The sequence below is a fragment of the Micromonospora tulbaghiae genome, from assembly GCF_900091605.1.
Taxonomy (GTDB): Bacteria; Actinomycetota; Actinomycetes; order Mycobacteriales; family Micromonosporaceae; genus Micromonospora; species Micromonospora tulbaghiae.
This window is the reverse complement of sequence record NZ_FMCQ01000006.1, coordinates 197524-219392: the sequence shown is the minus strand read 5'-3', so window position 1 is coordinate 219392 and position 21869 is coordinate 197524. Positions and strand designations below refer to the sequence as shown.

Genomic DNA, 21869 nt, shown 5'->3' with positions numbered 1-21869 from the left:
TCAGCCGATCTCCTCGTCCACGAAGCACCAGCGCCACGACTCCCCCGGCTGGATCGACCGCATCACCGGGTGCCCGGTGGACTCGAAGTGCTTCGTGGCGTGCTGGTACGGCGAGGAGTCGCAGCAGCCCACGTGCCCGCAGGCCAGGCAGGCGCGCAGGTGCACCCAGTCCGGGTTGCCGATGGCCACGCAGTCGGGGCACTCGGTGGTCGTGTCGGGCTCGGCCGTGCCCGCCTCGGCCAGGTGCTGGCAACTCATTCGACGGCCTCCTGTCGCAGCATGGACTCCTCCAGATCCAGATCACGATAGGCGCGGGTGAGCGCCTCCTCCGGGATCTGCCCGGAGTCGCGGGCGGCCCGGAACACCTCCCGCTCGGCGTCGATCATCTCCTGCCGGAGGCGCGCGTACGCCTGGGAGGGGGTTTCCCGTTCGGTGCCGCCGAGCCGTTCCCAGGCCAGGTTGGCGCGGGAGGTGGTCAGCCCGCGCAGGCGTTCCACCACCGCCTCCGGCGCGCCGGCGGCCAGTTCGTCGAGCCGGTCCCGGGCCGCCCGGCTGGCCCGCTGCTGCACCCCGGCGGCGGACAACGCGTCCTGCACCGGGTCGTCCGGGGGCAGCCGCAGCCGCCGGGCCACCCAGGGCAGCGTGGCGCCCTGCCCGACCAGCGTCGCGACGATCACCGCGAAGGCCAGCCAGATGAGCAGCCCGCGCGGGTACTGCGTGTCGCCGGCGAGGGTGAGCGGCAGGCCCAGCGCGGCGGCGAGCGTCACCACGCCCCGCATGCCGGCCCAGCCGATGACGACCGGGAACTGCACCGGCGGCGCCGGATCGCGCTGCCGGACCCGGGGCACGAGCCGCGCCACGTAGGTGGCCGGGAAGACCCAGACGAACCGGGTCAGGAAGACGGCGGCCAGCACCGCCGCGGTGATCGCCACCAGCGAGCCGAACGGCTCGTCGAGGTCGCGTACCACCTCCGGCAGTTGCAGGCCGACCAGCAGGAACACCAGTCCTTCCAGCAGGAACCGGATCAGCCGCCAGAACGCGGTCACCTGGAGCCGCGAGGCGGCCGACAGCAGCGTGGGCAGCTTGTGCCCGATGCCCAGGCCGGTCACCACCACCGCGACCACGCCGGAGGCGTGGATCTCCTCGGCGGCGAAGACCACGGCGAACGGCACGATCAGCGACAGCGCGTTGTCCAGCACCGGGTCGGTGATGCGTTTGTGCAGGTAGCCGAAGACCACCACGCCCAGCAGACCGACCAGGATGCCGCCGCCGGCCGCGACGACCACCTCCCGGGCCACGTCGCCGACGCCGACGCCGCCGGTGGTGGCGGTCGCGGCGACGATCGCCACCCGCAGCAGCACCAACGCGGTGGCGTCGTTGACCAGACTCTCGCCCTCCAGGATGGTGACGACCCGCCGGGGCAGGCCGACCCGCCGCGCCACCGCGGTGGCGGCGACCGCGTCCGGCGGCGCCACCACCGCGCCCAGCGCCAGGCAGATCGCGTACGGCAGCTCGGGCAGGAACCAGTGCACGACGGTGCCCACCACGAACGCGGTGAAGATGACCAGCCCGACCGCGAGGAGCAGGATCGGCCGCAGGTTGAGCCGGAACGCCGGCACCGACGTCTCCAGCGCCGCCACGTAGAGCAGCGGCGGCAGGATGCCCACCAGCACCAGGTCCGGGTCCAGCCGCACGTGCGGGAAGAACGGCAGGAAGGACAGGGCGAGGCCGAGCACCACCAGCAGGATCGGCGCCAGCAGGCCGAGCCGGCGGGCCAGCGCCGCGCCGAAGGTCGCGATGGCCAGGAAGACCACGACCTCGAACAGAGCATCCACGAACGTGGAGCCTAAGCGCCGGAGGGCCGATGTGTGATCAGGCGGCGGAGCGCAGCTTCGGCAGCACCTCGGCGCCGAACGTGTCGATGAACGCGCGCTGCTCCTGCCCGACGTGGTGCAGCGCGATCTGGTCGAAGCCCAGCGCCACGTACTCCTCCAGCCAGCCGATGTGCCGGCCCAGGTCGGCGGAGACGTTCACGGTCTCGGCGACCTTGGACATCGGCACGTCGGCGCTCGCCACGTCGAAGTGCTCGGGGGTCTCCAGGTCCCAGCAGACCGGCGGCGCGAACACGTTGCTGCGCCACTGCTCGTACGCGATCGCCTCGGCCTGCTCCTGCTCGGGCGCCCAGCTCACGTGCACCTGGAGGTGCAGCGGACCGCGTCCACCCGCGTCCCGGTACGCGTCGATCATCTGCCGCAGGTGCTCGACCGGCGCGTTGACGGTGATCAGTCCGTCGGCCCACTCGGCGCACCAGCGCGCGGTGGCGACGCTGACCGCGGCGCCGACCAGCGCGGGCGGCTCCTCCGGCCGGGTCCACAGCTTCGCCCGGTCCACGGTGACGAGCCCGTCGTGGCTGACCTCTTCGCCGGCCAGCAGCGCCCGGATCACGTCGACGCACTCGCGAAGCCGCGCGGTGCGGACGTCCTTGCGCGGCCAGACCTCGCCGGTGATGTGCTCGTTGGCCGCCTCGCCGGTGCCCAGCGCGGCCCAGAACCGGCCCGGGTACATGGCGCCGAGCGTGCCGATGGCCTGCGCGATGATCGCCGGGTGGTAGCGCTGGCCGGGCGCGTTCACCACGCCGAAGGACAGGTTCGTGGCCTGGAGCGCGGCGCCGAGCCAGGACCAGGCGAACCCGGACTGGCCCTGCCGCTCGCTCCACGGCGAGAAGTGGTCGGAGCACATGGCCGCGTCGAAGCCGGCGCGTTCGGCGTGGATCACCGCCTCCAGCAGCCGGGCCGGGTGGATCTGCTCGTGGGATGCGTGGAAGCCGAACGCCGTCATGGTGGCCACTCCTACCCGTGACGGCGTCCGGCCAATCGCCCCTACTCGGAGTGCGCGCCGGCGCCCGCGCCGGCCTCGCCCGCGCCGATCCACACGGTCTTGGTGTTGCAGAACTCGCGCATGCCGGCGGCGGACAGCTCGCGGCCGTACCCGGAGTTCTTCACGCCGCCGAACGGCAGCTCCGGGTAGGACGTGGTCATCCCGTTGATGAACACGTTGCCGGCGTTCAGGTCGACGGCGAAGCGCTCCTGCTCGGCCGGGTCGTTGGTCCAGGCGTTCGAGCCGAGGCCGAAGCTGGTGCCGTTGGCGACCTCGATCGCCTCGTCGTACGAGCCGACCCGGTAGAGCCCGGCGACCGGCCCGAACACCTCCTCGCTCCACATCCGCATCTCCGGGCGCAGGTCGGTGACCACGGTCGGCGGGTAGTACCAGCCGTCCCCGGAGGGCTTCTCGCCGCCGCACAGCACCGTCGCGCCCTGGTCCACCGCGTCGGTGACCTGGGCGTGCACCTCGTCGCGGCCGCGCTCGCTGGCCAGCGGGCCGACGTCGGTGCCGTCGTCCATCGGGTCGCCGACGCGCAGCGCCGCCATCCGGGCGGCGAACTTCTCGGCGAACGCGTCGAAGACGTCGGTGTGCACGATGAACCGCTTCGCGGCGATGCAGGACTGCCCGTTGTTCTGGCAGCGGGCGGTGGTGGCGACCTCGGCGGCGGTGTCCAGGTCGGCCGAGGGCATCACCACGAACGGGTCGCTGCCGCCCAGCTCCAGCACCGTCTTCTTGATCTCCCGCCCGGCGATCTGGGCGATGGACCGGCCGGCCGGCTCGCTGCCGGTGAGCGTGGCGGCGCGGACGCGGGGGTCGCTGAGGATCCGGTCGACCGCGTCGGAGCCGACCAGCAGCGTGGTGAACGCGCCCTCGGGGAAACCGGCCCGGCGGAACAGGTCCTCCAGGAAGAGCGCGGTCTGCGGCACGTTGGAGGCGTGCTTGAGCAGGCCGGTGTTGCCGGCCATCAGGGCCGGGGCGGCGAAGCGCATCACCTGCCACAGCGGGAAGTTCCACGGCATCACCGCCAGGACGGGGCCGATCGGCTGGTAGCGCACGTACGCCCGCTTCGCCTTGACCGCGGCGGCGTCGGCGGGCTCGTCGGCGAGCATCCCCGGCGCGTTGTCGGCGTAGAAGCGGCAGGCGGTGGCGCACTTGGTGACCTCCGCCTTCGCGGCGGCGTACGTCTTGCCCATCTCGGTGGTCATCAGCCGCGCCGTCTCGTCGCGTTCGGCGTCGAGCAGGTCGGCGGCGGCGGTGAGCCACCGGGCCCGCTGCGCGACGGTGGTCTCACGCAACTGCCGGAAGGCGAGGTCGGCCCGCTCGATCGCGGCGTCGATCTGCTCGTCCGACATCGCCTCGTACGTCTTGAGCACCTGTCCGGTGGCGGGGTTGGTGGTGGCGATGGGCATCTCGTACTCCTGTCACTCGAACAGCGAGTGCCGCACGCCCGGTTCCTCGCGGCGGCGCGCGGCGCGGCGGCGCTGGATCACGACCAGGTCGACCACCGCCACCACGGCGAGCAGCGCGCAGACGACACCCAGCCAGGCGATGTCCGCGGCGAACGCGAGCACCGCGAAGACGGTCATCACGACCAGACCGAACGTGGCGAGCACGAGCCGCAGGTTCAGGGCGCTGTTCGCGTGGCCGACCGTGCCACGGGCGCGACGGGGCTGTGATCGGGTCATTCCTGGGGCCTACCCCGGCACGGGCGGGGATAACCGGCCGGCGCGGGAACGCCGGTGATCCGGGACACCCGGCGGGCGGTCGCCGGATGCGGCCGGCGGGCGGGTGCGTTACTTCGGGTGCCGGTTCCGGCGGAGATCCCGCGGGCCGGTGGAGAGGATGGCATGACCACGACGCAGGCCGTACCCGTGACCGTCGCCGTGTCCCGGCGCGCCGACCCGGCGCGTACCGACGAGGTGGTGGCGTGGATGCGGGCCGGGACGGCGCTCGCGGAGAGCTTCCCGGGCTTCCTCGGCGCCGGTTTCGTCCGCAGCGCCCCCGGCTCGGGCGAGTGGCACGTGATGTACCGCTTCGCCGACGCGGACACGCTGCGCGACTGGGAGGACTCGCCGCAGCGGCGCTGGTGGCTCGGCTCGGCGCAGGGCATGGTCGAGCACACCCGGGTGGAGCGGCGCACCGGCATCGAGGGCTGGTTCGACCCGCCGGTGGATCACGTGGTCGAGACGTTCGGCGAGCCGGAGCCGGCCGCGCCGCCGCGCTGGAAGCAGGCGGTCACGATCTGGCTGGCGTTCTTCCCGCTCAGCCTGGCCGCCACGCTGCTGACCACCCGGTTCCTCGCCGACGTGCCGCTGGCCGGCCGGACGCTGCTGATGACGCTCGTGCTCACCCCGCTGATGACCTACCTGGTGCTGCCCCGGATCACCCGGGCGCTGCACCGCTGGCTGCACGGCCGCCCTGCGCCGACACGACAGATGTGAACGACGGTGGTCGATGCCCGATAGCCGACAGAACCGCCGCCGGGATCCCGCCGGGGCATAGGGTCGACGCGCCCGTTGCCGCCGCCGGACGGGGGACCGATGCCTCGACGCTGGATCGCCGCGCTGGCCTGCCTGGCGGCGCTCGTGGCGCTCGCCTGTGACGGCTCCGGCGAGGCGTCACCCCGGCCGTCCGGCACGCCCCGCCCCGGCGAGCCCCGGGTCATCGCCGCGCTCGGCGACTCGGTCACCACCGGCTACGGCTCCTGCCTGGTGCTGGTGAGCTGCGAACGCAACTCCTGGTCGACCGGGGACGGCCTGCGGGTGGAGAGCCTCTACCGGCGGCTGCGCGCCGACGCGCCGGGGCTGCGGGCGTACAACCGGGCCGCGCCCGGCGCCCGCGCGTCCGCGCTGACCGGCCAGGCCCGGTCGGCGGTACGCGACAAGGCCGACCTGGTCACCGTGCTGATCGGGGCGAACGACGTCTGCCGGGGCGACGTCGACGACATGACGCCTGTCGCGACCTTCCGTGACCAGGTCGACGCGGCGCTGGGCGTGCTGCGTGAGGGCCGGCCGAAGGCCCGGGTGCTGGTGGTCAGCATCCCGGACCTGTACCGGCTCTGGCAGATCGGGCACACCGAGCCCCGCGCCGTGCGGGCCTGGTCGCGGGGCGTCTGCCCGGCGCTGCTGGCCGACGCCACGTCGAGCGCGCCCGCCGCGGTCGCCAGGCGGGCACGCGTCAAGGACCGGATCGAGGCGTACGACGGGCAGCTCCGTGCCGCCTGCCGGGCGTACGGGTCACGCTGCCGCTTCGACGGCGGCGCGGTGCACCGCCACCGCTTCGACCTGGACCAGGTCAACGCGCTCGACTGGTTCCACCCGAACGCGGCCGGGCAGGGCCGGCTGGCCGAGGTGGCCTGGAACGCCTCCGGCTGGGCGAGCTGACCGGCCGGCGCCGGCCGTCCCGGGTGGAGCGGCCGGCGCAAGGCTGGTCAGGGCTGGCGCGGGCCGGGTAGCTGCCGAGGGCCGGCGGCACGGTAGAGGGCACGCGTGCGGTCGGCCAGTTCCTTTGTGGCCGACGAGTTGGCCCAGGTGCCGAGCACGATCGCGGCGCCCGGCACGACCTTGGCGAACATCCGCTTGGCGGCCCGCACCCCGGCCATCCGGGCCAGCCGGACGCCGAGCTGGAGCATCACCCGGCCCAGCGCCCGGTCGGCGGCGGAGCCGAACAACGCGCCGGCCCGCTCCCGGCCGGCGGCCACCCCGAGCGCCAGGCGGGCGGTCTGGGCGGCCTTGTGCACGCGCTGGAGGACCAGCAGGTCGGTGGCCCGGTCGACGTGCGTCGGGTCGGCGCCGTAGGCGGCCGCGACGTGCAGCACCAGCCGGGCCTGGGTCCAGGCCAGCACGCCCACGTCGATCACCGCACCGGGCAGCCCGGCCGCGCCGGAGACCGCGCCGGAGAGCCGGGCGTGGTTGACGAACTTGCGCACCGCCTGGTCGGCCAACTGCTCCGGCGGCACGCCCGGCCGCAGTGCCCGCTCCCGGGCGGCCCACTGGGCGGCCTCCGGGCCGAGCCGGCGTACCGCCTCCAGGGCCAGGTGCTCCGGCGCGTACTGCGGATCCTCCCGCATCCGGTCCCACAGCTTGGCCGGCGGCGCCTCGGGCGCCTCCACCGGCGGGACGGGGGCGGTGGGGACGGCGTTGGGCTCCCCGTCGACGGGGGCGGGGTCGGTCACGAAGGGCTCCGGAGGGCTCGTGCGGCGGGGGTGACGCGGGTCAGCGCCGGCGCGACTGCAGCCGGTTCGCGATCTGCCGCAGCCGGGCCTGGTTCTCCGGCTTCGACATCTCACGCCGGCCGCGGTCGACCAACTGCTGGCCCCGCGGCGACCGCAGGAAGGCGGTGATCCGTTGCATCAGCGACATGGTGTCCTCCGTCCCGCGGTCCCCTTCATGTGTACCTGGGACCGGCAAGTCCCTGATACCCGAATCGGCCCTTCGGCAACCACCCGTCCGGGTCAGCCCAGGATCTCGGCCACCACCTCGCCGGCCCGCCACTCGTGCTGGGCGTACGCGTCCGGGAACGCCGAGATCTGCACCGCCTGCGCGGCGACCGAGAGCGGCAGGTCCTTCCAGCCGGGGATCTCCGCCAGCGCGGACAGGAACGCCTTCGTCGCGTACTCGGGGTCCATGAGCTGCTCGACGGTGCCCCAGCCGCTGCTCGGACGCTGCTGGAACAACCCGACCGAGTCGTGGTCCCAGCCGATGGCCTGGTGCGGGTAGCTCTGCGACTCGGGCAGCACGCCGCTGGCGTAGTTGAGCAGGGTGCTCTCCTGCATGGCGGTCGCCACCGCGATGACCAGGGCGCGGCGCGGCATGCCCATCTCCTTGCCGGCCTGCACGATCTTCTTGGCGTTGTTCATCTGGGTACGGTCCAGGCCGGCGACCGGAACGATCTGCCGGACCGTCTTCTTCGGCTTGGGCTTGGCGGTCGCCTTCGGGCTCGCCGTCGCGGACGGGGCGGCGCTGGGGGTGGCGGGGGCGGTGCTCGGCCGGGCCATCGCCCGGGAGGCCGGGTCGACCGCCGCGCGCTCGGCGACCTCCGCCGAGGGCGCCGGGTCGGCGGCGCGGTCCGGGGCGCCGATGCCGGCCTGGCTGACGCCGACCAGGCCCAGGCAGCAGGCCGCGCCCGTGGCGACCGCCAGCTTCGTCCGGCCGGGCCGGGGGTTCATCGGTGCCCAGAAGCGGGTACGCCGGGCCAGTCCCCGGAGTGCGGCCAACCGGTTGGTGGAGGGGGTATCGTCCGAACGGTCAGCCGGCCGGCCGGAGCCGTTCGGGTCGTCGAGGTTGCCGTCGTTACGCATCCGACGAGGCTAGGCAGGGCAAACCGGGATCACCCAGGCCCAAAAGGTGGTCCTCGCCACACTTCGGCCGCCGCAACCCCGGCACCGCGCCACAGCCCGCCGCAGGGCGCGACAGACCTCGGGAACCGGGCCAATCACCCTTGCGCCCGGGGCGGCCGCGACGCGGGTACGAACCTCGCAGACCTCCCGGTCCCGCCCGATGATCGACTAACTCGTCCGTTCGGACGATCGGGATATCGGTCGCCGGACCGGGGCGTAGCCGAATCGTGATCATCATCCGGGCATCGGATGTGGCCGTAACGGAATGGACCACCCGCCCCGGTACGTTGGCGGAACCGGGGAGACCGCACGCACGGCGCTCCCCCGTACGCGTCGACAGGGAGGACCCCACCGGTGCTCGATCCACACGAGCTCTACGAACTCACCGACGAGCTGCCCGAGCTCGGCCAGCCGGTGCTGATCCAGGCGCTCACCGGCTTCGTCGACGCCGGCAACGCCACCCGGCTGGCCCGGGAACAGCTGCTCACCTCGCTCGACGCCCGGGTGATCGCCCGCTTCGACGTCGACCAGGTCTTCGACTACCGCTCCCGCCGCCCGGTGATGACGTTCGTCGAGGACCACTGGGAGTCCTACGACGCCCCGGCGCTGGAGCTGCACCTGCTGCGCGACGACGACGAGACCCCGTTCCTGCTGCTCACCGGCCCCGAGCCGGATCTGCAGTGGGAGCGTTTCGTGGCCGCCGTCGCCGGGCTCTGCGCCCGCCTCGACGTGCGGCTCACCGTAGGGCTCAACTCGATCCCGATGGCGGTGCCGCACACCCGGCCCAGCGGCGTCACGGCGCACGCCACCCGCAAGGAGCTGATCGCCGGGCACGAGCCGTGGCTGCAGAAGGTGCAGGTGCCGGCCGGCGTCGGTCACCTGCTGGAGTACCGCCTCGGCGAGCAGGGGCGCGACGCCCTCGGCTTCGCCGCGCACGTGCCGCACTACGTGGCCCAGGCCGAGTACCCGGCCGCCGCCGAGGCTCTGCTGTCCGCCGTGTCCCGCAGCACCGGCCTGCTGCTGCCCGTCGAGGCTCTGCGGACCTCCGCCGAGGCGGTCCGGGTGGAGATCGACCGTCAGGTCACCCAGACCGAGGAGGCGGCGACGCTGGTCCAGGCGCTGGAGGAGCAGTACGACGCGTTCGCCCGTGGCCGGGGCGAGAAGAGCCTGCTCGCCGGCGAGACCGGGCCGCTGCCCACCGCCGACGAGCTCGGTGCCGAGCTGGAACGCTTCCTCGCCGAGCAGACCCGCCCCGGCGACACCCCGGAGCGCTGACCGGGCGGGGCGGGCGGGGATGCGGCAGGCTGGGGGCATGCGCCTGGCGACCTGGAACGTCAACTCGGTGAAGGCCCGCCTGCCCCGGCTGCTCGACTGGCTGGCCACCACGAAACCCGACGTCGTGTGCCTGCAGGAGACCAAGTGCCCCGACGGGGCGTTCCCGGTCGCCGAGGTGGGCGAGATGGGCTACGAGGTGGCCAGCCACAGCGACGGGCGATGGAACGGCGTCGCGGTGCTGTCCCGGGTCGGGCTTGCCGACGTGGCGGTCGGCTTCCCGGGCGAACCCGGGTTCCCCGAGCCCGAGGCCCGTGCCATCTCGGCCACCTGCGACGGGCTGCGGGTCTGGTCGGTGTACGTGCCGAACGGCCGCGCACCGGACGACCCGCACTACGCGTACAAGCTGGCCTGGTTCGCGGCGCTGCGCGACGCCCTCGAACCGGAGGTCGCCGGCGCGCTGCCGGTGGCCGTGTGCGGTGACTTCAACGTGGCGCCCACCGACGCCGACGTCTGGGATCCCGCGCTGTTCGTCACCTCCACCCACGTCACCCCGGCCGAGCGGGCCGCCCTGGCCGCGTTGCGCGACCTGGGACTGGAGGACGTGGTGCCGACGCCGATGAAGGGGCCGCACCCGTTCACGTACTGGGACTACCGGGCCGGGATGTTCCACCAGAACAAGGGCATGCGGATCGACCTGGTGTACGCCAGCGCGTCGTTCGCCCGCGCGGTCCGCTCCGCGTACGTGGACCGGGAGGCCCGCAAGGGCAAGGGCCCCTCCGACCACGCCCCGATCGTGGTCGACGCGGACCTGGCACCGGCCGTCGAGACGTTCTGAGTCCGAGGCTGGTTAGGGTGGACGTATGGCTGTCGTGAAGATCAACGCGATCGACGTCCCGCCCGGCGCCGGCGAGGAGCTGGAGAAGCGGTTCGCGGCCCGGGCCGGCGCGGTGGAGAACTCCCCCGGCTTCCTCGGCTTCGAGCTGCTGCGCCCGGTCGCCGGGGACACCCGCTACTTCGTGTACACGCGCTGGGAGAGCGAGGAGGCGTACCAGGCGTGGGCGCAGGGCCCGTCCCGGGCCGCGCACGCCGAGGGCGGCGAACCCCGCAAGCCCGTCGCCACCGGCGCCACCCTGCTGGAGTTCGAGGTGGTCCAGCAGGTCCCCGCCAACCCCTGACCCCCTCCCCCTCCCCTTCTCCGTCGATCATGAGGTTGGCGGCACTCCCCGGGCCACTTTGTCCCCGCCAACCTCATGATCGACGCGCTTAGGGCCGGGGCGCGCGCGGATCTTGGAAGATCCGCGCCCCCATAGGGGCCGTTTCGTACCAAGATCTCCCACGGCCCCGGCGCGCTCCGGGTCTCCGCTCGGCGATCATGGAGTTGGCGGTGACGAAACGGGCAACCTGCGCCGCCAACCTCATGATCGACGCGGTCAGGGCGGGAGCGGTCAGCTCGCTAGGGACGCGAAGACGATCACGTTGTCCTGGTAGCCGGTACGGCCGCCGACCCACTCGCCGCCGCAGGTGATCAGGCGCAACTCGGCCGGACCCGAGTCGCCGTAGACCCGGCCGGCCGGCAGGTTCGCCTTGTCGAAGTACTCGACGCTGTCCACCTTGAAGGTCACCACGCTGCGATCGGCGCGGGTCACCTGGATCCGCGCGCCGGGCTTGAGCGAGCGCAGCCGGTAGAAGACGGCCGGGCCGCTCTTGGTGTCGACGTGGCCGACGATGATCGCCCGGCCGGGATCGCCGGGCACCGCTCCGCGGTCGTACCAGCCGGTCTGGTCGTGCTCGGTCAGCGGCGGCACGTCCACCGAGCCGTCCTTCGCCTGCCCGACCGGGGTGACCGGCGCGTTGACCTTGATGGCGGGCACCGCCAGGCGCACCGGCCGGCTCGCCGGCTTCCGGACCGGGGCGGCAGCGCTCGCCGGGGCCGCCGCGCCCGACCCGTTCGATCGGCTCGACTCGGCCGACGCGTCGGCGAAGTCGAACGGCCCGGCCGTGCGGCCGAGCCCGGCCCCGGTGGCGAACACGCCGACCAGCACCAGCACCACTGCGAGCGGCTTCGACCAGGAGCCCCGGCCCCGCCCGTTCGGCGACGCCGGTGGCGGCTCCACCGGCGGTGGCCCCGCGGGCCGCGGGCGCACGGCCGGCGGATCGGCCGACGGCGGATACCACGGCCGCGACGCGGCGGGCGGCGGCATCCACGGCCGCGCCCCGGAGACCGGTACGGCAGACGATCCGGTCTGGGCGGTCGGTCCGCTCCGGCCGGCCGGGCGAGGCGAGCCCACAGAGGCACCCGATCCGCTTCCGTGGGGCGAGCCGGCCCGCGACGGACGGGCCACGTCGGTGGACGGCGCGGCCGGCGGACCGGTCCGGGACGGACGGGCGGCGTCGGCCGGCGGCGCGGCGGGTGGGGGCAGGGCCAGGGACGGCCGGCCCGGGCGCCGGGACCCGGCGGGCGGCGGGACGAAGTGCTCGGCCATCGCCGGCCTCAGCCTCTGGCGGCGCCGCGGCCGTGCCGGCGGGACGCTGCCACACCGAGCCCGGCGCCGACCACCGTCACCGCCAGCCCGACCGGCACCAGCAAACCACCGAGCCCGGGGCCGGCGGTGCCGCCGAAACCGGTCGCCGGGCCGCGGCTGGGCAGATGACTGGGACCGTGGCTCGGCTGCCGGGTGGGCTGCCCCTGCTTGACCACCTGGAGCATGGTGGAGGCGGTCTCCCCGCCCGGGCACTCCAGCTTGACCCGGTAGTTGCCGGGCCGGGTGCGCTCGTGAACCATCGGCGAGGCGGTGAGCAGGCCGCGCTGCGGCTGCACCTGGATCTTGCCGAACGCGTCCGAGGTGACGATCGCCGGCACGGAGTTGTTCCGGCAGCTCGCCCGGATGCCGACGAGGTAGCCGGGCGAGACGGTGCCCGGCGTGACCTCCACGAAGATCACGTCGGCCGGGGGCTGTTCCGGCACCGGTTCGGCGGCGCGCGGCGCGGCCTGGGCGGGCAGCGCGCCGACCAGCGGGGCGGCGCACGCGGCGACCGCGACCAGCAGCGCCTCACGTACCCTGAACGACCCCATGACCCCTCCCGGCGTACGGGATGAATCCTCTCACCCCTGGGCGCACATCACATCCGGTCCGGGCTAGGCTCGGGTCGCTGTGACCCTCCCCGACATCGCCGCCGGCCGCATCCGTACCTTCCATCCGCGTCGCGGACGGATGAGCGAGCGGCAGCGCGACGCGCTCACCCGGCTCTGGCCCGCGTACGGCCTCGAGATCGCCGCCCTCGACGGGCCGTGCGATCCGACGGCGCTGTTCGGACGGCGGGCGCCGCTGGTGCTGGAGATCGGCTCCGGCATGGGCGACGCCACCGCAGCGATGGCGGCGGCCGACCGGGACCGACACTATCTGGCGGTCGAGGTCCATACGCCGGGAATCGCCAACCTGCTCGACCTGGTCGAACGCCACGGTCTGGACAACGTTCGAGTGGCCGAGGGCGACGCGCTGGACCTGGTCCGGGCCATGCCGGAGGGCTGCCTGGACGCGGTGCACGTCTACTTCCCCGACCCCTGGCCGAAGACGCGGCACCACAAGCGGCGGATCATCGCGCCGGCGCACGTGGCGCTGCTGCGGTCCCGGCTGGCGCCGGGCGGCACGCTGCACTGCGCGACGGACTGGGCCGAGTACGCCGAGTCGATGCGCGAGACGCTCACCGCCGACCCGGAGCTGGTCGACGTGCACGGCGGCTACGCGCCCCGCCCCGAGCACCGGCCGGTGACGAAGTTCGAACGCCGTGCGCTGACCGCCGGCCGGGAGGTCTTCGACCTGATCCACCGGCGGCGCTGAAGCCGGTGCCCTGAAGCCGGTGCGCTGAACCCGGTTGGCGCGGCGCGGTGTGATCCAGGCACGATGGGAGCCGCCATGACTCTCACCGCCGCGCTGCCGAAGACCGCCGACCCCGACACCCTCTACGACGCGTTCGCCTCCTGGGCGTCCGAGCGCGGCCTGGACCTCTATCCGCATCAGGAGGAGGCGGTCATCGAGATCGTCTCCGGCGCGAACGTGATCATGAATACGCCGACCGGCTCGGGCAAGAGCCTGGTGGCGATCGCGGCGCACTTCGCGGCGCTGGCCGACGACCGGACGACCTTCTACACCGCGCCCATCAAGGCGCTGGTCTCGGAGAAGTTCTTCGCGCTCTGCGAGGTCTTCGGCGCCGAGAACGTCGGCATGCTCACCGGCGACGCCAGCGTCAACGCGGACGCGCCGATCATCTGCTGCACCGCGGAGATCCTGGCCAACCTGGCGCTGCGCGAGGGCCGCCGTGCCGACGTCGGCCAGGTCGTCATGGACGAGTTCCACTTCTACGCCGAGCCGGACCGGGGCTGGGCCTGGCAGGTGCCGCTGATCGAGCTGCCGCAGGCCCAGTTCGTGCTGATGTCCGCCACCCTCGGCGACACCACCCGCTTCGTCGGCGACCTGACCCGGCGCACCGGGCGGCCGACCGCCGTCGTCCGCTCGGCCGAGCGGCCGGTCCCGCTCCTCTTCTCGTACGCGACCACGCCGATGCACGAGACGCTCGAAGAGCTGCTGGAGACCAAGCAGGCCCCGGTGTACGTCGTGCACTTCACCCAGGCCGCCGCGCTGGAACGCGCGCAGGCGCTGATGAGCGTGAACGTCTGCACCCGCGCCGAGAAGGACATGATCGCCCAGGCGATCGGGAACTTCCGGTTCACCTCGGGCTTCGGCAAGACGCTGTCCCGGCTGGTCCGGCACGGCATCGGCGTGCACCACGCGGGCATGCTCCCGAAGTACCGCCGCCTGGTGGAGACGCTCGCCCAGGCCGGCCTGCTCAAGGTCATCTGCGGTACGGACACGCTCGGCGTCGGCATCAACGTGCCGATCCGTACCGTGCTGTTCACCGGCCTGAGCAAGTACGACGGCACCCGCACCCGGCTGCTCAAGGCCCGCGAGTTCCACCAGATCGCCGGCCGGGCCGGGCGGGCCGGGTTCGACACGCTGGGCCGGGTCGTGGTGCAGGCGCCCGAGCACGTGATCGAGAACGAGAAGGCGCTCGCGAAGGCCGGTGACGACCCGCGCAAGCGCCGCAAGGTGGTGAAGAAGAAGCCGCCGGAGGGCTCGATCGGCTGGGGCGAGCCGACCTTCCAGCGCCTGGTCGAGGCCGAGCCGGAGCCGCTCACCTCCAGCTTCCAGGTCAGCCACTCGATGCTGCTCAACGTGATCGGCCGCCCCGGCGACGCGTTCGCCTCGATGCGGCACCTGCTCACCGACAACCACGAGGACCCGGCCGCGCAGCGCCGGCACATCCGGCGGGCCATCGCCATCTACCGGGCGCTGCGCGCGGGCGGCGTGGTCGAGGAACTGCCGGAGCCGGACGAGACCGGCCGCCGGGTGCGCCTCACCGTCGACCTCCAGCTCGACTTCGCGCTCAACCAGCCGCTGTCGCCGCTGGCGCTGGCCACCGTCGAGCTGCTCGACCGGGAGTCGCCGTCGTACGCGCTCGACGTGCTCAGCGTGATCGAGTCGATCCTCGACGACCCGCGCCAGGTGCTGTCCGCGCAGCAGTTCAAGGCCCGCGGTGAGGCGGTCGCCGCGATGAAGGCCGAGGGCATCGAGTACGAGGCCCGCATGGAGCTGCTCGACGACGTGACCTGGCCAAAGCCCCTGGCCGAGCTGCTGGAGTCCGCGTACGAGATGTACCGGCAGGGCCACCCCTGGGTCGCCGACCACCAGCTCTCCCCCAAGTCGGTGGTCCGGGACATGTACGAGCGGGCCATGACGTTCCCCGAGTACGTCCAGTTCTACGGGCTGTCCCGGTCCGAAGGGCTGGTGCTGCGCTACCTCGCCGACGCGTACAAGACGCTGCGCCAGACCGTCCCCGAGGACGCCAAGACCGAGGAGCTGATCGACCTCATCGAGTGGCTGGGCGAACTGGTCCGCCAGGTCGACTCCAGCCTCATCGACGAGTGGGAACGGCTGCGCAACCCGTCGGACGTGGCCGAGGTGGCCGCCTCGCTGGACGACCGGCCGCCGGCGGTGACCCGCAACGCGCGGGCGTTCCGGGTGCTGGTGCGCAACGCGATGTTCCGCCGCGTGGAGCTGGCCGCGCTGCGCCGCTGGGATCTGCTCGGCGAGCTGGACGCCGGCGACGGCTGGAACGCCGACGCCTGGGCCGACGCGCTGGAGCCGTACTTCGAGGCGTACGACTCGATCGGGGTGGGGCCGGACGCGCGCGGGCCGGCGCTGCTGATGATCGAGCAGGGCCGCGAGAGGTGGACCGTGCGGCAGATCCTGGACGACCCGGACGGCGACCACGACTGGGGGATCAGCGCCGAGATCGACCTCGCCGCCTCGGACGAGACCGGCGCGGCGGTGGTCCGGATCACCGACGTCGGCCAGCTCTAGGACTACGCGAAAAAGGGCCGCCCGGGATGTCCGGGCGGCCCTTTTCGTACCCTGGGCGATGTCAGATCCGTCGATTAGAATGTATGTACTAATCCAGTCGTTGACCTGGGAGGACGCCAGTGACCGCGCCCACCTCCGCCGCCCCTGTCACCCCCTACGCCACCCTCCTCGGCTTCACCCGGTACGTCGACCGCACAGGCCCCACCAAGGCAACCTTCGTCGGCGGTCTGCGCCGGCAACGGGCCAGCCGGCACGGCTTCAACCCGCACGGCCAGTTCGTCAAGGCGCTCAAGGCCGACGTCGCCTTCCACACCGGCGGCACGCACCTCGCGCAGGTCGCCGACGTGGTCAAGCCGCGCTGGCGGCCGCTCTACGAGGCGCTCGTACCGGGCGCGACCCGCTGGCTGCACTCGCTCGGCGAGCCGTCCGGCGTCGACCTGGCCCAGGCTCGCGACGCGCTGGCCATGCTGGGTGACCTGCCCGTGAAGATCAACCCGCAGTTCGGCGTGCGCTTCGCCGACGGCCGGGCCGAGGCGATCCGGCTGCACTTCGACGAGGCGCCGCCGAGCGAGGAGGCCACGCTCGCCACGCTGCACCTGATGGCCCGGCACATGGACGCGGTGCTGCCGCACGCCGAGCCGGTCCTGGTCGACGTGCGGCGAGGCGAGGCGCACCGGATGCCCGCCGACGCCAAGCCCGAGCAGATCGAGCAGTGGCTGGCCGGTGAGGCAGCCGCGTTCCGGGCCATCTGGTCCACCGCCGCCTGACCACCGCCGCCCGCCGTGCGGCGAACCGGGGCACGCCCGACCGCCCATCCGGCGGCGGCCGGCTCGCCGAACGGCAGTGGCGCAGGCGGCGACCCGTCCACCACCGCCCGACCGAACGGCCGCCCCGCTCCCCGGGGCGGCCGTTCGCCGTCCCGGGCCGGCCGCCGCAGGGTGACCCGGTCCGGACCGCGCCGCAGGCGCCGACCCGGCCGGGCCGGGTCGGCGCCTCACCGGTCGGGGCGCTCGTCCAGCAGCCCGGCCCGCCCGGCCAGCGCGGCGGCCTCCACCCGGTTGGTCACCCGCAGCTTGCGCAGCAGGGAGGCGGTCATCCGCTTCACCGTCCGTTCGGAGGTGTGCATCCGCTCGGCGATCGTCGCCGGGCCCTCTCCGGTCGCGATCGCCCGCAGCAGCCGGCGTTCCTCGTCGTCGAGGTTGAGCCCGGGCGCCCGGGCGTGCCCGACCAGCCGCCGCAGCAGCGCGCCCGGCATCACCGCCCAGCCGTCCAGCACGGCCAGCAGCGGAGGTAGCAGATCCTCCGGCTCGCTGGTCTTGGGCAGGTAGCCCTCGGCACCGCAGCGCAGCGCCTCCACCGCCGGCGCCGGATCGTCCGAGCCGGACATGGCGACGATGCGGACCCGCGGGCTGGTACGGCGGACGGCGGCGATCGCCCGGAGGCCGCCGGGCGGCGGCATGTGCAGGTCCACGAGGGCGAGATCAGGTGCGCACCGGGCGACGAGCGCGGCGGCTCCGGCCGCGTCGGTGGTCGAGCCGACGACATGGGCCCGGCCGTCGGTGGTGGCGGACAGCAGCAGTTCCAGGCCGCGGACGAACAGCGCATGGTCGTCCACCACCGCGAGCCGGACGGTGCCGTCCCCCATGTCGGCTTTCCCCCTTCCGCTTCAGGTTAGTGGCATATGCGAGTAACCGTCGGGAACAACCCGGCATGGCTGTGGAGTCCATGCCCCCGTGGGGACGCCCGGACGACCGGGACGAGTCGCTGTCGATCCGGCTGCTCTGCCACGAGCTGCGGACCCCGGTGCGGGCGCTGGCGGCCCTCACCCGCGCGCTCGCCGAGCAGCCGACGCTCACCACGCCGGACCGCCGGGCCATCGCCGCGCTGGCCCACGAGCACGCCGTACACCTGGGGTCGTTGCTGGACGACCTCGGCGCGCCCGGCACTCGCGACGAGCCGGAACCGCCCCGCCACGCTCCCCTCGCCGCCGTGGTCCGCGCGGTGACGGCCGGTACCGGTTCCCGGCTGCGCGCGCGGCTCGACCGGGCCGCCGCCGGCCTGCCCGTGCCCGAGCAGCACGTCCGGCAGATCCTCGCCAACCTGGTGGACAACGCGCTGTGCCACGGCCCGGCCGGCGGCGAGATCGTCGTCCGCGCCGCGACGCGCGGTTCCACGCTGACGCTGTCGGTCCTCGACCAGGGCGGCCCCTGTCCCGCGCTGCGCGTGGCGCTGACCCGGCCCGTCCCGTCAGCCGCCGGGCACGGCCTCGGGCTGTGGATCGTGCGGCGGCTCGTCGACGCGTACGGCGGGATCGTGCGCGCCCGCCGCCCCCGCGGCGGCGGGCTGGCGGTGGACGTCCGGCTGCCGGTCCCGGTGCGGGCTGTCCCGTCCGGGACACGGATCGGCCCCGGCGGGCCGCCGCAGCGGGCACCCGGGAGCGGACAGCATCGGTGAACCGGAGGAGACGACATGTTCACGCACATGAAGGACCTGCAGTTCGAGGCCAAGCCGGACGGACCCGACGCCGCGTTCGCCCGCCGCCTCCAGGAGGTCCTCGGCGGCAAGTGGGGTGAGATGACGGTCGCCAACCAGTACCTGTTCCAGGGCTGGAACTGCCGGCTGCCCGGCAAGTACAAGGACCTGCTGCTCGACGTCGGCACCGAGGAGATGGGCCACGTCGAGATGATTGCCACGATGATCACCCGGCTGCTGGAGAACGCGCCGCTGTCGCTGGAGGAGGCCGCCGAGGAGAACCCGATGGTCGGCGCCATCTACGGCGGGTCCAACCCGGCGCACTTCATCCACGGCGGCGGCGGGGCCCTGGCGGTCGACAGCGCCGGCGTGCCGTGGAACGGCAACTTCATCACCGCCAGCGGCAACCTGATGGCGGACTTCCACCTGAACGTCACCGCCGAGGCCCAGGGCCGGCTCCAGGTGGCCCGCCTGTTCAACATGACCGACGACCCCGGCGTCAAGCAGATGCTGCGGTTCCTGCTGGCCCGCGACACCATGCACCAGAACATGTGGATGGCGGCCATCGAGCAGCTCAAGGAAGACGGCCTGGAGGAGATGCCGGTGCCGGACGCCTTCCCCGACTCGCCCGAGTTCACCGAGGAGTTCAGCTACACGTACCTGGACTTCTCCCCCGGCCGGGACGCCGCCGAGGGCCGGTGGGCCTCCGGTCCGACGCCGGACGGCAAGGGCGAGTTCCGCTACGACAGCAGCCCGCGGGCGCACGCCCCCGAGCCGGTGCTCGCCCCCGGTGACCCGCGCCTGTACGGCACCAACCCGGGGATGGCCGGCAAGGTCGCCAACACCGTCAAGAGCAAGCTCACCTGACCTCGCCCGCGCCGGGCCGTCCGCGCGGCGGCCCGGCGCGCCACCCCGCACCGCACCCGCCCGGGAGTCGTCATGTCCACGTCCAACTGCATCAGGACAGCCGTCCTCGCCCTGCTCACGCTCGTCTCCGTGGGCGCCGGCCTGGCCCTGCCCGCCGTCGTCGCGCTGGCCGCCCTCACCGCGCTGGTCCCGTTCGCGGACGCGCTGGAGCGCGACCCGGCCGCCCACCGGGCGACCGCCCGGCACGAACCCGCCTGACCCGCCCCTGCCCGCCACCCCGGCCGCCCCCGCCGTCCGTCGTCTGTATCCCGTCGTCCGTCGTCGAGGAGCACCAGTGGTAACCAACGATTCGCCAGTCCTACCCCCGCTACGGACCGCCCGCGCCCCGCGCCCGGTCCGTGGGCGTCTCATCCTGCTCGGGCCGGCGTTCGTTGCGGCGGTCGCCTACGTCGACCCCGGCAATTTCGCCACCAACTCCACGGCCGGGGCCCGGTACGGATACCTGCTGGTCTGGGTGGTGGTGGCGGCGAACCTCGCAGCCATGCTGGTGCAGACGCTCACCGCCAAGCTCGGCCTGGCGACCGGGCGAAGCCTGCCCGAACTGTGCCGGGAACACCTGCCCCGGCCACTCAACCGGGTCATGTGGGCGCAGGCCGAACTGGTCGCCATGGCCACCGACCTGGCCGAGGTGATCGGCGGGGCGGTCGCGCTGTACCTGCTGTTCGGCGTCCCGCTGCTGCCCGGCGGCCTGATCGTCGGCGCCGCCTCGTTCGCCATCCTGGCGCTGCGCGCCAGGGGTTTCCGGACGTTCGAGATCGCCATCGCGGTGCTGCTCGGCGTGATCGTGCTGGCGTTCGCGGTCAACCTGGTCAGCGCGCAGCCGGACGTGTCCGACGCCGCGGCCGGGCTGCTGCCCCGGATGCAGGGAACCGACAGCATGCTGCTCGCCGCCGGCATCCTCGGCGCGACGGTGATGCCACACGTCATCTACGTGCACTCGGCGCTGACACCGAACCGCCTGCCGGCCGAGGGCGAGGCGCAGCGGCGTGTGGTCGCCAAGGGCCTGCGGGTCGACGTGCTGATCGCGCTCGGCATCGCCGGCGCGGTCAACCTGGCCATGCTGCTCGTGGCCGCGAGCAGCTTCCACGGCACCTCGATCCCCGGCACCGACACCCTCGAAGGCGTCCACGCCGGGCTCGCCACCACGCTCGGCACGGCCGCGGCGGTCGGCTTCGCGGTCGCCCTGCTCCTGTCCGGTCTCGCCTCCACGAGCGTCGGCACGTACGCCGGCGAGATCATCATGCAGGGCTTCCTGCGCCGCCGGATCCCGCTGCTGATCCGCCGGATGATCACGCTGCTGCCCGCGCTGGCGGTGCTCGCGATCGGCGTCGACCCGACCCGCGCGCTGGTGCTGTCCCAGGTGGTGCTGAGCTTCGGCATACCGTTCGCGCTGATCCCGGTGGTGATGTTCACGCGCCGCCGGGACCTGATGGGCAGCCTGGTCAACCGCCGGGCCACCACCGCCGCCGCGGTGACGATCACCGCGTTCGTGGTGGCGCTCAACGCGTTCCTGCTCTGGCAACTGGCCGCCTGAACACACCCGCGCCCGTCCGGCCGACGACGGCTGGACGGGCGCGGGTGATCGGGGCTCAGGCGGCCAGGTGCTTCTCCAGGTCGTCCAGGATCTTGTTGGCGGCGCCGACGCCGATGCCGGTCATCCAGATCTCGTCGGAGACCACGTGCGCCTTGCCGGCCTTGACGGCGGACAGGCCCTTCCACAGCGTGCCGCCGGTGACCTTCGCCTGCTCCGCGGCGGCCTTCTCGCCGTACGCGGTCACGAACACCACGTCGCCGTCGGCCTCGCCGATGCGCTCCGGGCTGACCCGGTCCATCCGCTTGTCCTCCTTGCCGGCGAGCATCTGCCGCTCGGGGCGGCCCAGGCCGGTGTCGCCGACGACGATGCCGGAGAACGAGTCCGGCCCGTACAGGCGGATCTCGGTCGGCATGAAGCGCACGATGGAGACCTTGCGGGACGAGGCGTCACCGAGCTTCGCGCCGAAGTCCTTCGCCCGCTTCTCGTACTCGGCCAGCAGATCCTTGGCCTGCTGCTCCTTGCCCAGCGCCGCGCCGTCGAGGAGGAAGTTCTCCTTCCAGGTGACGCCCACCTTCTCCGTGAACACGGTCGGGGCGATCTTGGCCAGCTCGTCGTAGAACTTCTCCTGGCGGAACTTGCTGCCGAGGATCAGGTCCGGGTTGAGCGCGTTGATCGCCTCCAGGTCCGGCTCGGTGAGCACGCCGACCTCGGTGATGCCGGCGAGCTTGTCCGCGCCGAAGTAGGTGGGCCAGCTCTTCGCCTCACCGGCGGTCGCCGCGCCCACCGGGGTGACGCCCAGCGACAGCGCGGTGTCGATCTTGTCGGTGTCGAGCACGACCACGCGCTTGGGCTCGACGGGCACCTTCGTGGTGCCCATGGCGTGGGTGATCTCCCGGGTCTCCCCGGTGCCGGTGCCGGTGCCGGCGACGGGGTCGCTCTCCCCGCATGCGGTGAGGCCGACGCCGAGAGCGAGGGCGGCGGTGAGTGCGACGGCGAGACGACGCATCAGGTTCCTTTCGGT

The 21869-nt window shown here is 73.4% G+C and carries 24 protein-coding genes; 12 read left to right on the top strand and 12 right to left on the bottom strand.

The window, feature by feature from the left end:
• From GA0070562_RS19135 to GA0070562_RS19115, 5 genes are read right to left on the bottom strand one after another with little or no spacing between them, the layout of a single operon-like run.
• Positions 1–258 (bottom strand): UBP-type zinc finger domain-containing protein, encoded by a 258-nt coding sequence (locus GA0070562_RS19135; protein ID WP_091423884.1) that lies wholly within the window; start codon positions 256–258, stop codon positions 1–3.
• On the bottom strand, positions 255–1835 hold the full coding sequence (locus GA0070562_RS19130; protein ID WP_091423881.1) for a Na+/H+ antiporter: 1581 nt from the start codon (positions 1833–1835) through the stop codon (positions 255–257). The genes GA0070562_RS19135 and GA0070562_RS19130 overlap by 4 nt, the downstream gene beginning before the upstream one ends.
• 37 nt (positions 1836–1872) lie before the next feature.
• A complete protein-coding gene (locus GA0070562_RS19125) occupies positions 1873–2847 on the bottom strand; it encodes a TIGR03885 family FMN-dependent LLM class oxidoreductase (protein WP_255474079.1) in 975 nt (324 codons plus the stop codon).
• A gap of 32 nt (positions 2848–2879) precedes the next feature.
• Positions 2880–4292: an NADP-dependent succinic semialdehyde dehydrogenase gene (locus GA0070562_RS19120; RefSeq protein WP_091423877.1), complete on the bottom strand. Its 1413-nt coding sequence runs from the start codon at positions 4290–4292 to the stop codon at positions 2880–2882.
• 12 nt (positions 4293–4304) lie between these two features.
• Positions 4305–4568: a DUF6343 family protein gene (locus GA0070562_RS19115; protein WP_091423875.1), complete on the bottom strand. Its 264-nt coding sequence runs from the start codon at positions 4566–4568 to the stop codon at positions 4305–4307.
• 162 nt (positions 4569–4730) lie between these two features.
• Between GA0070562_RS19115 and GA0070562_RS19110 the strand changes: the two genes are divergently transcribed.
• Both GA0070562_RS19110 and GA0070562_RS19105 read left to right on the top strand, forming a co-directional pair.
• Positions 4731–5324 carry an antibiotic biosynthesis monooxygenase gene (locus GA0070562_RS19110; RefSeq protein WP_091423872.1) on the top strand — a complete coding sequence of 198 codons (594 nt, stop codon included), beginning with the start codon at positions 4731–4733 and terminating at the stop codon, positions 5322–5324.
• Between the two features lie 99 nt (positions 5325–5423).
• Positions 5424–6266, top strand: a complete 843-nt coding sequence (locus GA0070562_RS19105) for a GDSL-type esterase/lipase family protein (protein WP_091423870.1) — start codon at positions 5424–5426, stop codon at positions 6264–6266.
• Between the two features lie 47 nt (positions 6267–6313).
• On the opposite strand, the gene GA0070562_RS19100 is transcribed toward GA0070562_RS19105, so the two are convergent.
• The 3 genes from GA0070562_RS19100 to GA0070562_RS19095 all read right to left on the bottom strand — a co-directional run bounded on the left by GA0070562_RS19100 (position 6314) and on the right by GA0070562_RS19095 (position 8182).
• Complete coding sequence (locus GA0070562_RS19100) at positions 6314–7057, bottom strand: EcsC family protein (RefSeq protein ID WP_091423867.1); 744 nt, start codon at positions 7055–7057, stop codon at positions 6314–6316.
• A gap of 40 nt (positions 7058–7097) precedes the next feature.
• Positions 7098–7244 (bottom strand): hypothetical protein, encoded by a 147-nt coding sequence (locus GA0070562_RS30300; protein WP_013285352.1) that lies wholly within the window; start codon positions 7242–7244, stop codon positions 7098–7100.
• Between the two features lie 92 nt (positions 7245–7336).
• Complete coding sequence (locus tag GA0070562_RS19095; protein ID WP_091423864.1) at positions 7337–8182, bottom strand: peptidase M23; 846 nt, start codon at positions 8180–8182, stop codon at positions 7337–7339.
• Between the two features lie 393 nt (positions 8183–8575).
• On the opposite strand from GA0070562_RS19095, the gene GA0070562_RS19090 reads away from it, so the two are divergent.
• From GA0070562_RS19090 to GA0070562_RS19080, 3 genes are read left to right on the top strand one after another with little or no spacing between them, the layout of a single operon-like run.
• Positions 8576–9496, top strand: a complete 921-nt coding sequence (locus GA0070562_RS19090) for a proteasome assembly chaperone family protein (RefSeq protein WP_091423861.1) — start codon at positions 8576–8578, stop codon at positions 9494–9496.
• Between the two features lie 37 nt (positions 9497–9533).
• Positions 9534–10331 (top strand): exodeoxyribonuclease III, encoded by a 798-nt coding sequence (locus GA0070562_RS19085; RefSeq protein WP_091423859.1) that lies wholly within the window; start codon positions 9534–9536, stop codon positions 10329–10331.
• Positions 10332–10356: 25 nt separating this feature from the next.
• Positions 10357–10671 (top strand): antibiotic biosynthesis monooxygenase family protein, encoded by a 315-nt coding sequence (locus GA0070562_RS19080; RefSeq protein WP_091423856.1) that lies wholly within the window; start codon positions 10357–10359, stop codon positions 10669–10671.
• Positions 10672–10941: 270 nt separating this feature from the next.
• Here the strand turns inward: GA0070562_RS19080 and GA0070562_RS30295 are convergent, their stop codons facing one another.
• On the bottom strand, positions 10942–11610 hold the full coding sequence (locus GA0070562_RS30295; protein ID WP_175438796.1) for a class F sortase: 669 nt from the start codon (positions 11608–11610) through the stop codon (positions 10942–10944).
• Between the two features lie 377 nt (positions 11611–11987).
• The gene (locus GA0070562_RS19070) at positions 11988–12569 is read right to left on the bottom strand and encodes a hypothetical protein (RefSeq protein ID WP_091423850.1); all 582 of its coding nucleotides are present in this window, start codon (positions 12567–12569) and stop codon (positions 11988–11990) included.
• A 139-nt stretch (positions 12570–12708) separates the two neighbouring features.
• On the opposite strand from GA0070562_RS19070, the gene trmB reads away from it, so the two are divergent.
• The 3 genes from trmB to GA0070562_RS19055 all read left to right on the top strand — a co-directional run bounded on the left by trmB (position 12709) and on the right by GA0070562_RS19055 (position 16682).
• On the top strand, positions 12709–13335 hold the full coding sequence (gene trmB, locus GA0070562_RS19065) for a tRNA (guanosine(46)-N7)-methyltransferase TrmB (RefSeq protein WP_254663828.1): 627 nt from the start codon (positions 12709–12711) through the stop codon (positions 13333–13335).
• Between the two features lie 75 nt (positions 13336–13410).
• Positions 13411–15915, top strand: coding sequence for a DEAD/DEAH box helicase (locus GA0070562_RS19060; RefSeq protein WP_091423844.1), 2505 nt, complete (start codon positions 13411–13413; stop codon positions 15913–15915).
• Between the two features lie 119 nt (positions 15916–16034).
• Positions 16035–16682 carry a hypothetical protein gene (locus GA0070562_RS19055; RefSeq protein ID WP_091423841.1) on the top strand — a complete coding sequence of 216 codons (648 nt, stop codon included), beginning with the start codon at positions 16035–16037 and terminating at the stop codon, positions 16680–16682.
• Positions 16683–16909: 227 nt separating this feature from the next.
• Here the strand turns inward: GA0070562_RS19055 and GA0070562_RS19050 are convergent, their stop codons facing one another.
• Entirely contained in the window at positions 16910–17560 is a 651-nt protein-coding gene (locus tag GA0070562_RS19050) for a response regulator (protein ID WP_091423838.1), read from the bottom strand.
• A 65-nt stretch (positions 17561–17625) separates the two neighbouring features.
• Here GA0070562_RS19050 and GA0070562_RS19045 point away from each other — a divergent pair, with 65 nt between their 5' ends.
• The 4 genes from GA0070562_RS19045 to GA0070562_RS19030 all read left to right on the top strand — a co-directional run bounded on the left by GA0070562_RS19045 (position 17626) and on the right by GA0070562_RS19030 (position 20848).
• Positions 17626–18369: a sensor histidine kinase gene (locus GA0070562_RS19045; RefSeq protein ID WP_091423835.1), complete on the top strand. Its 744-nt coding sequence runs from the start codon at positions 17626–17628 to the stop codon at positions 18367–18369.
• A gap of 15 nt (positions 18370–18384) precedes the next feature.
• Positions 18385–19254 (top strand): manganese catalase, encoded by an 870-nt coding sequence (locus tag GA0070562_RS19040; protein WP_091423832.1) that lies wholly within the window; start codon positions 18385–18387, stop codon positions 19252–19254.
• A gap of 72 nt (positions 19255–19326) precedes the next feature.
• Entirely contained in the window at positions 19327–19512 is a 186-nt protein-coding gene (locus tag GA0070562_RS19035; protein WP_091423828.1) for a hypothetical protein, read from the top strand.
• A gap of 76 nt (positions 19513–19588) precedes the next feature.
• Positions 19589–20848 carry an Nramp family divalent metal transporter gene (locus tag GA0070562_RS19030; RefSeq protein WP_091423825.1) on the top strand — a complete coding sequence of 420 codons (1260 nt, stop codon included), beginning with the start codon at positions 19589–19591 and terminating at the stop codon, positions 20846–20848.
• A 55-nt stretch (positions 20849–20903) separates the two neighbouring features.
• On the opposite strand, the gene GA0070562_RS19025 is transcribed toward GA0070562_RS19030, so the two are convergent.
• Positions 20904–21854 carry an ABC transporter substrate-binding protein gene (locus tag GA0070562_RS19025; RefSeq protein ID WP_091423822.1) on the bottom strand — a complete coding sequence of 317 codons (951 nt, stop codon included), beginning with the start codon at positions 21852–21854 and terminating at the stop codon, positions 20904–20906.
• Positions 21855–21869 lie beyond the last annotated feature (15 nt).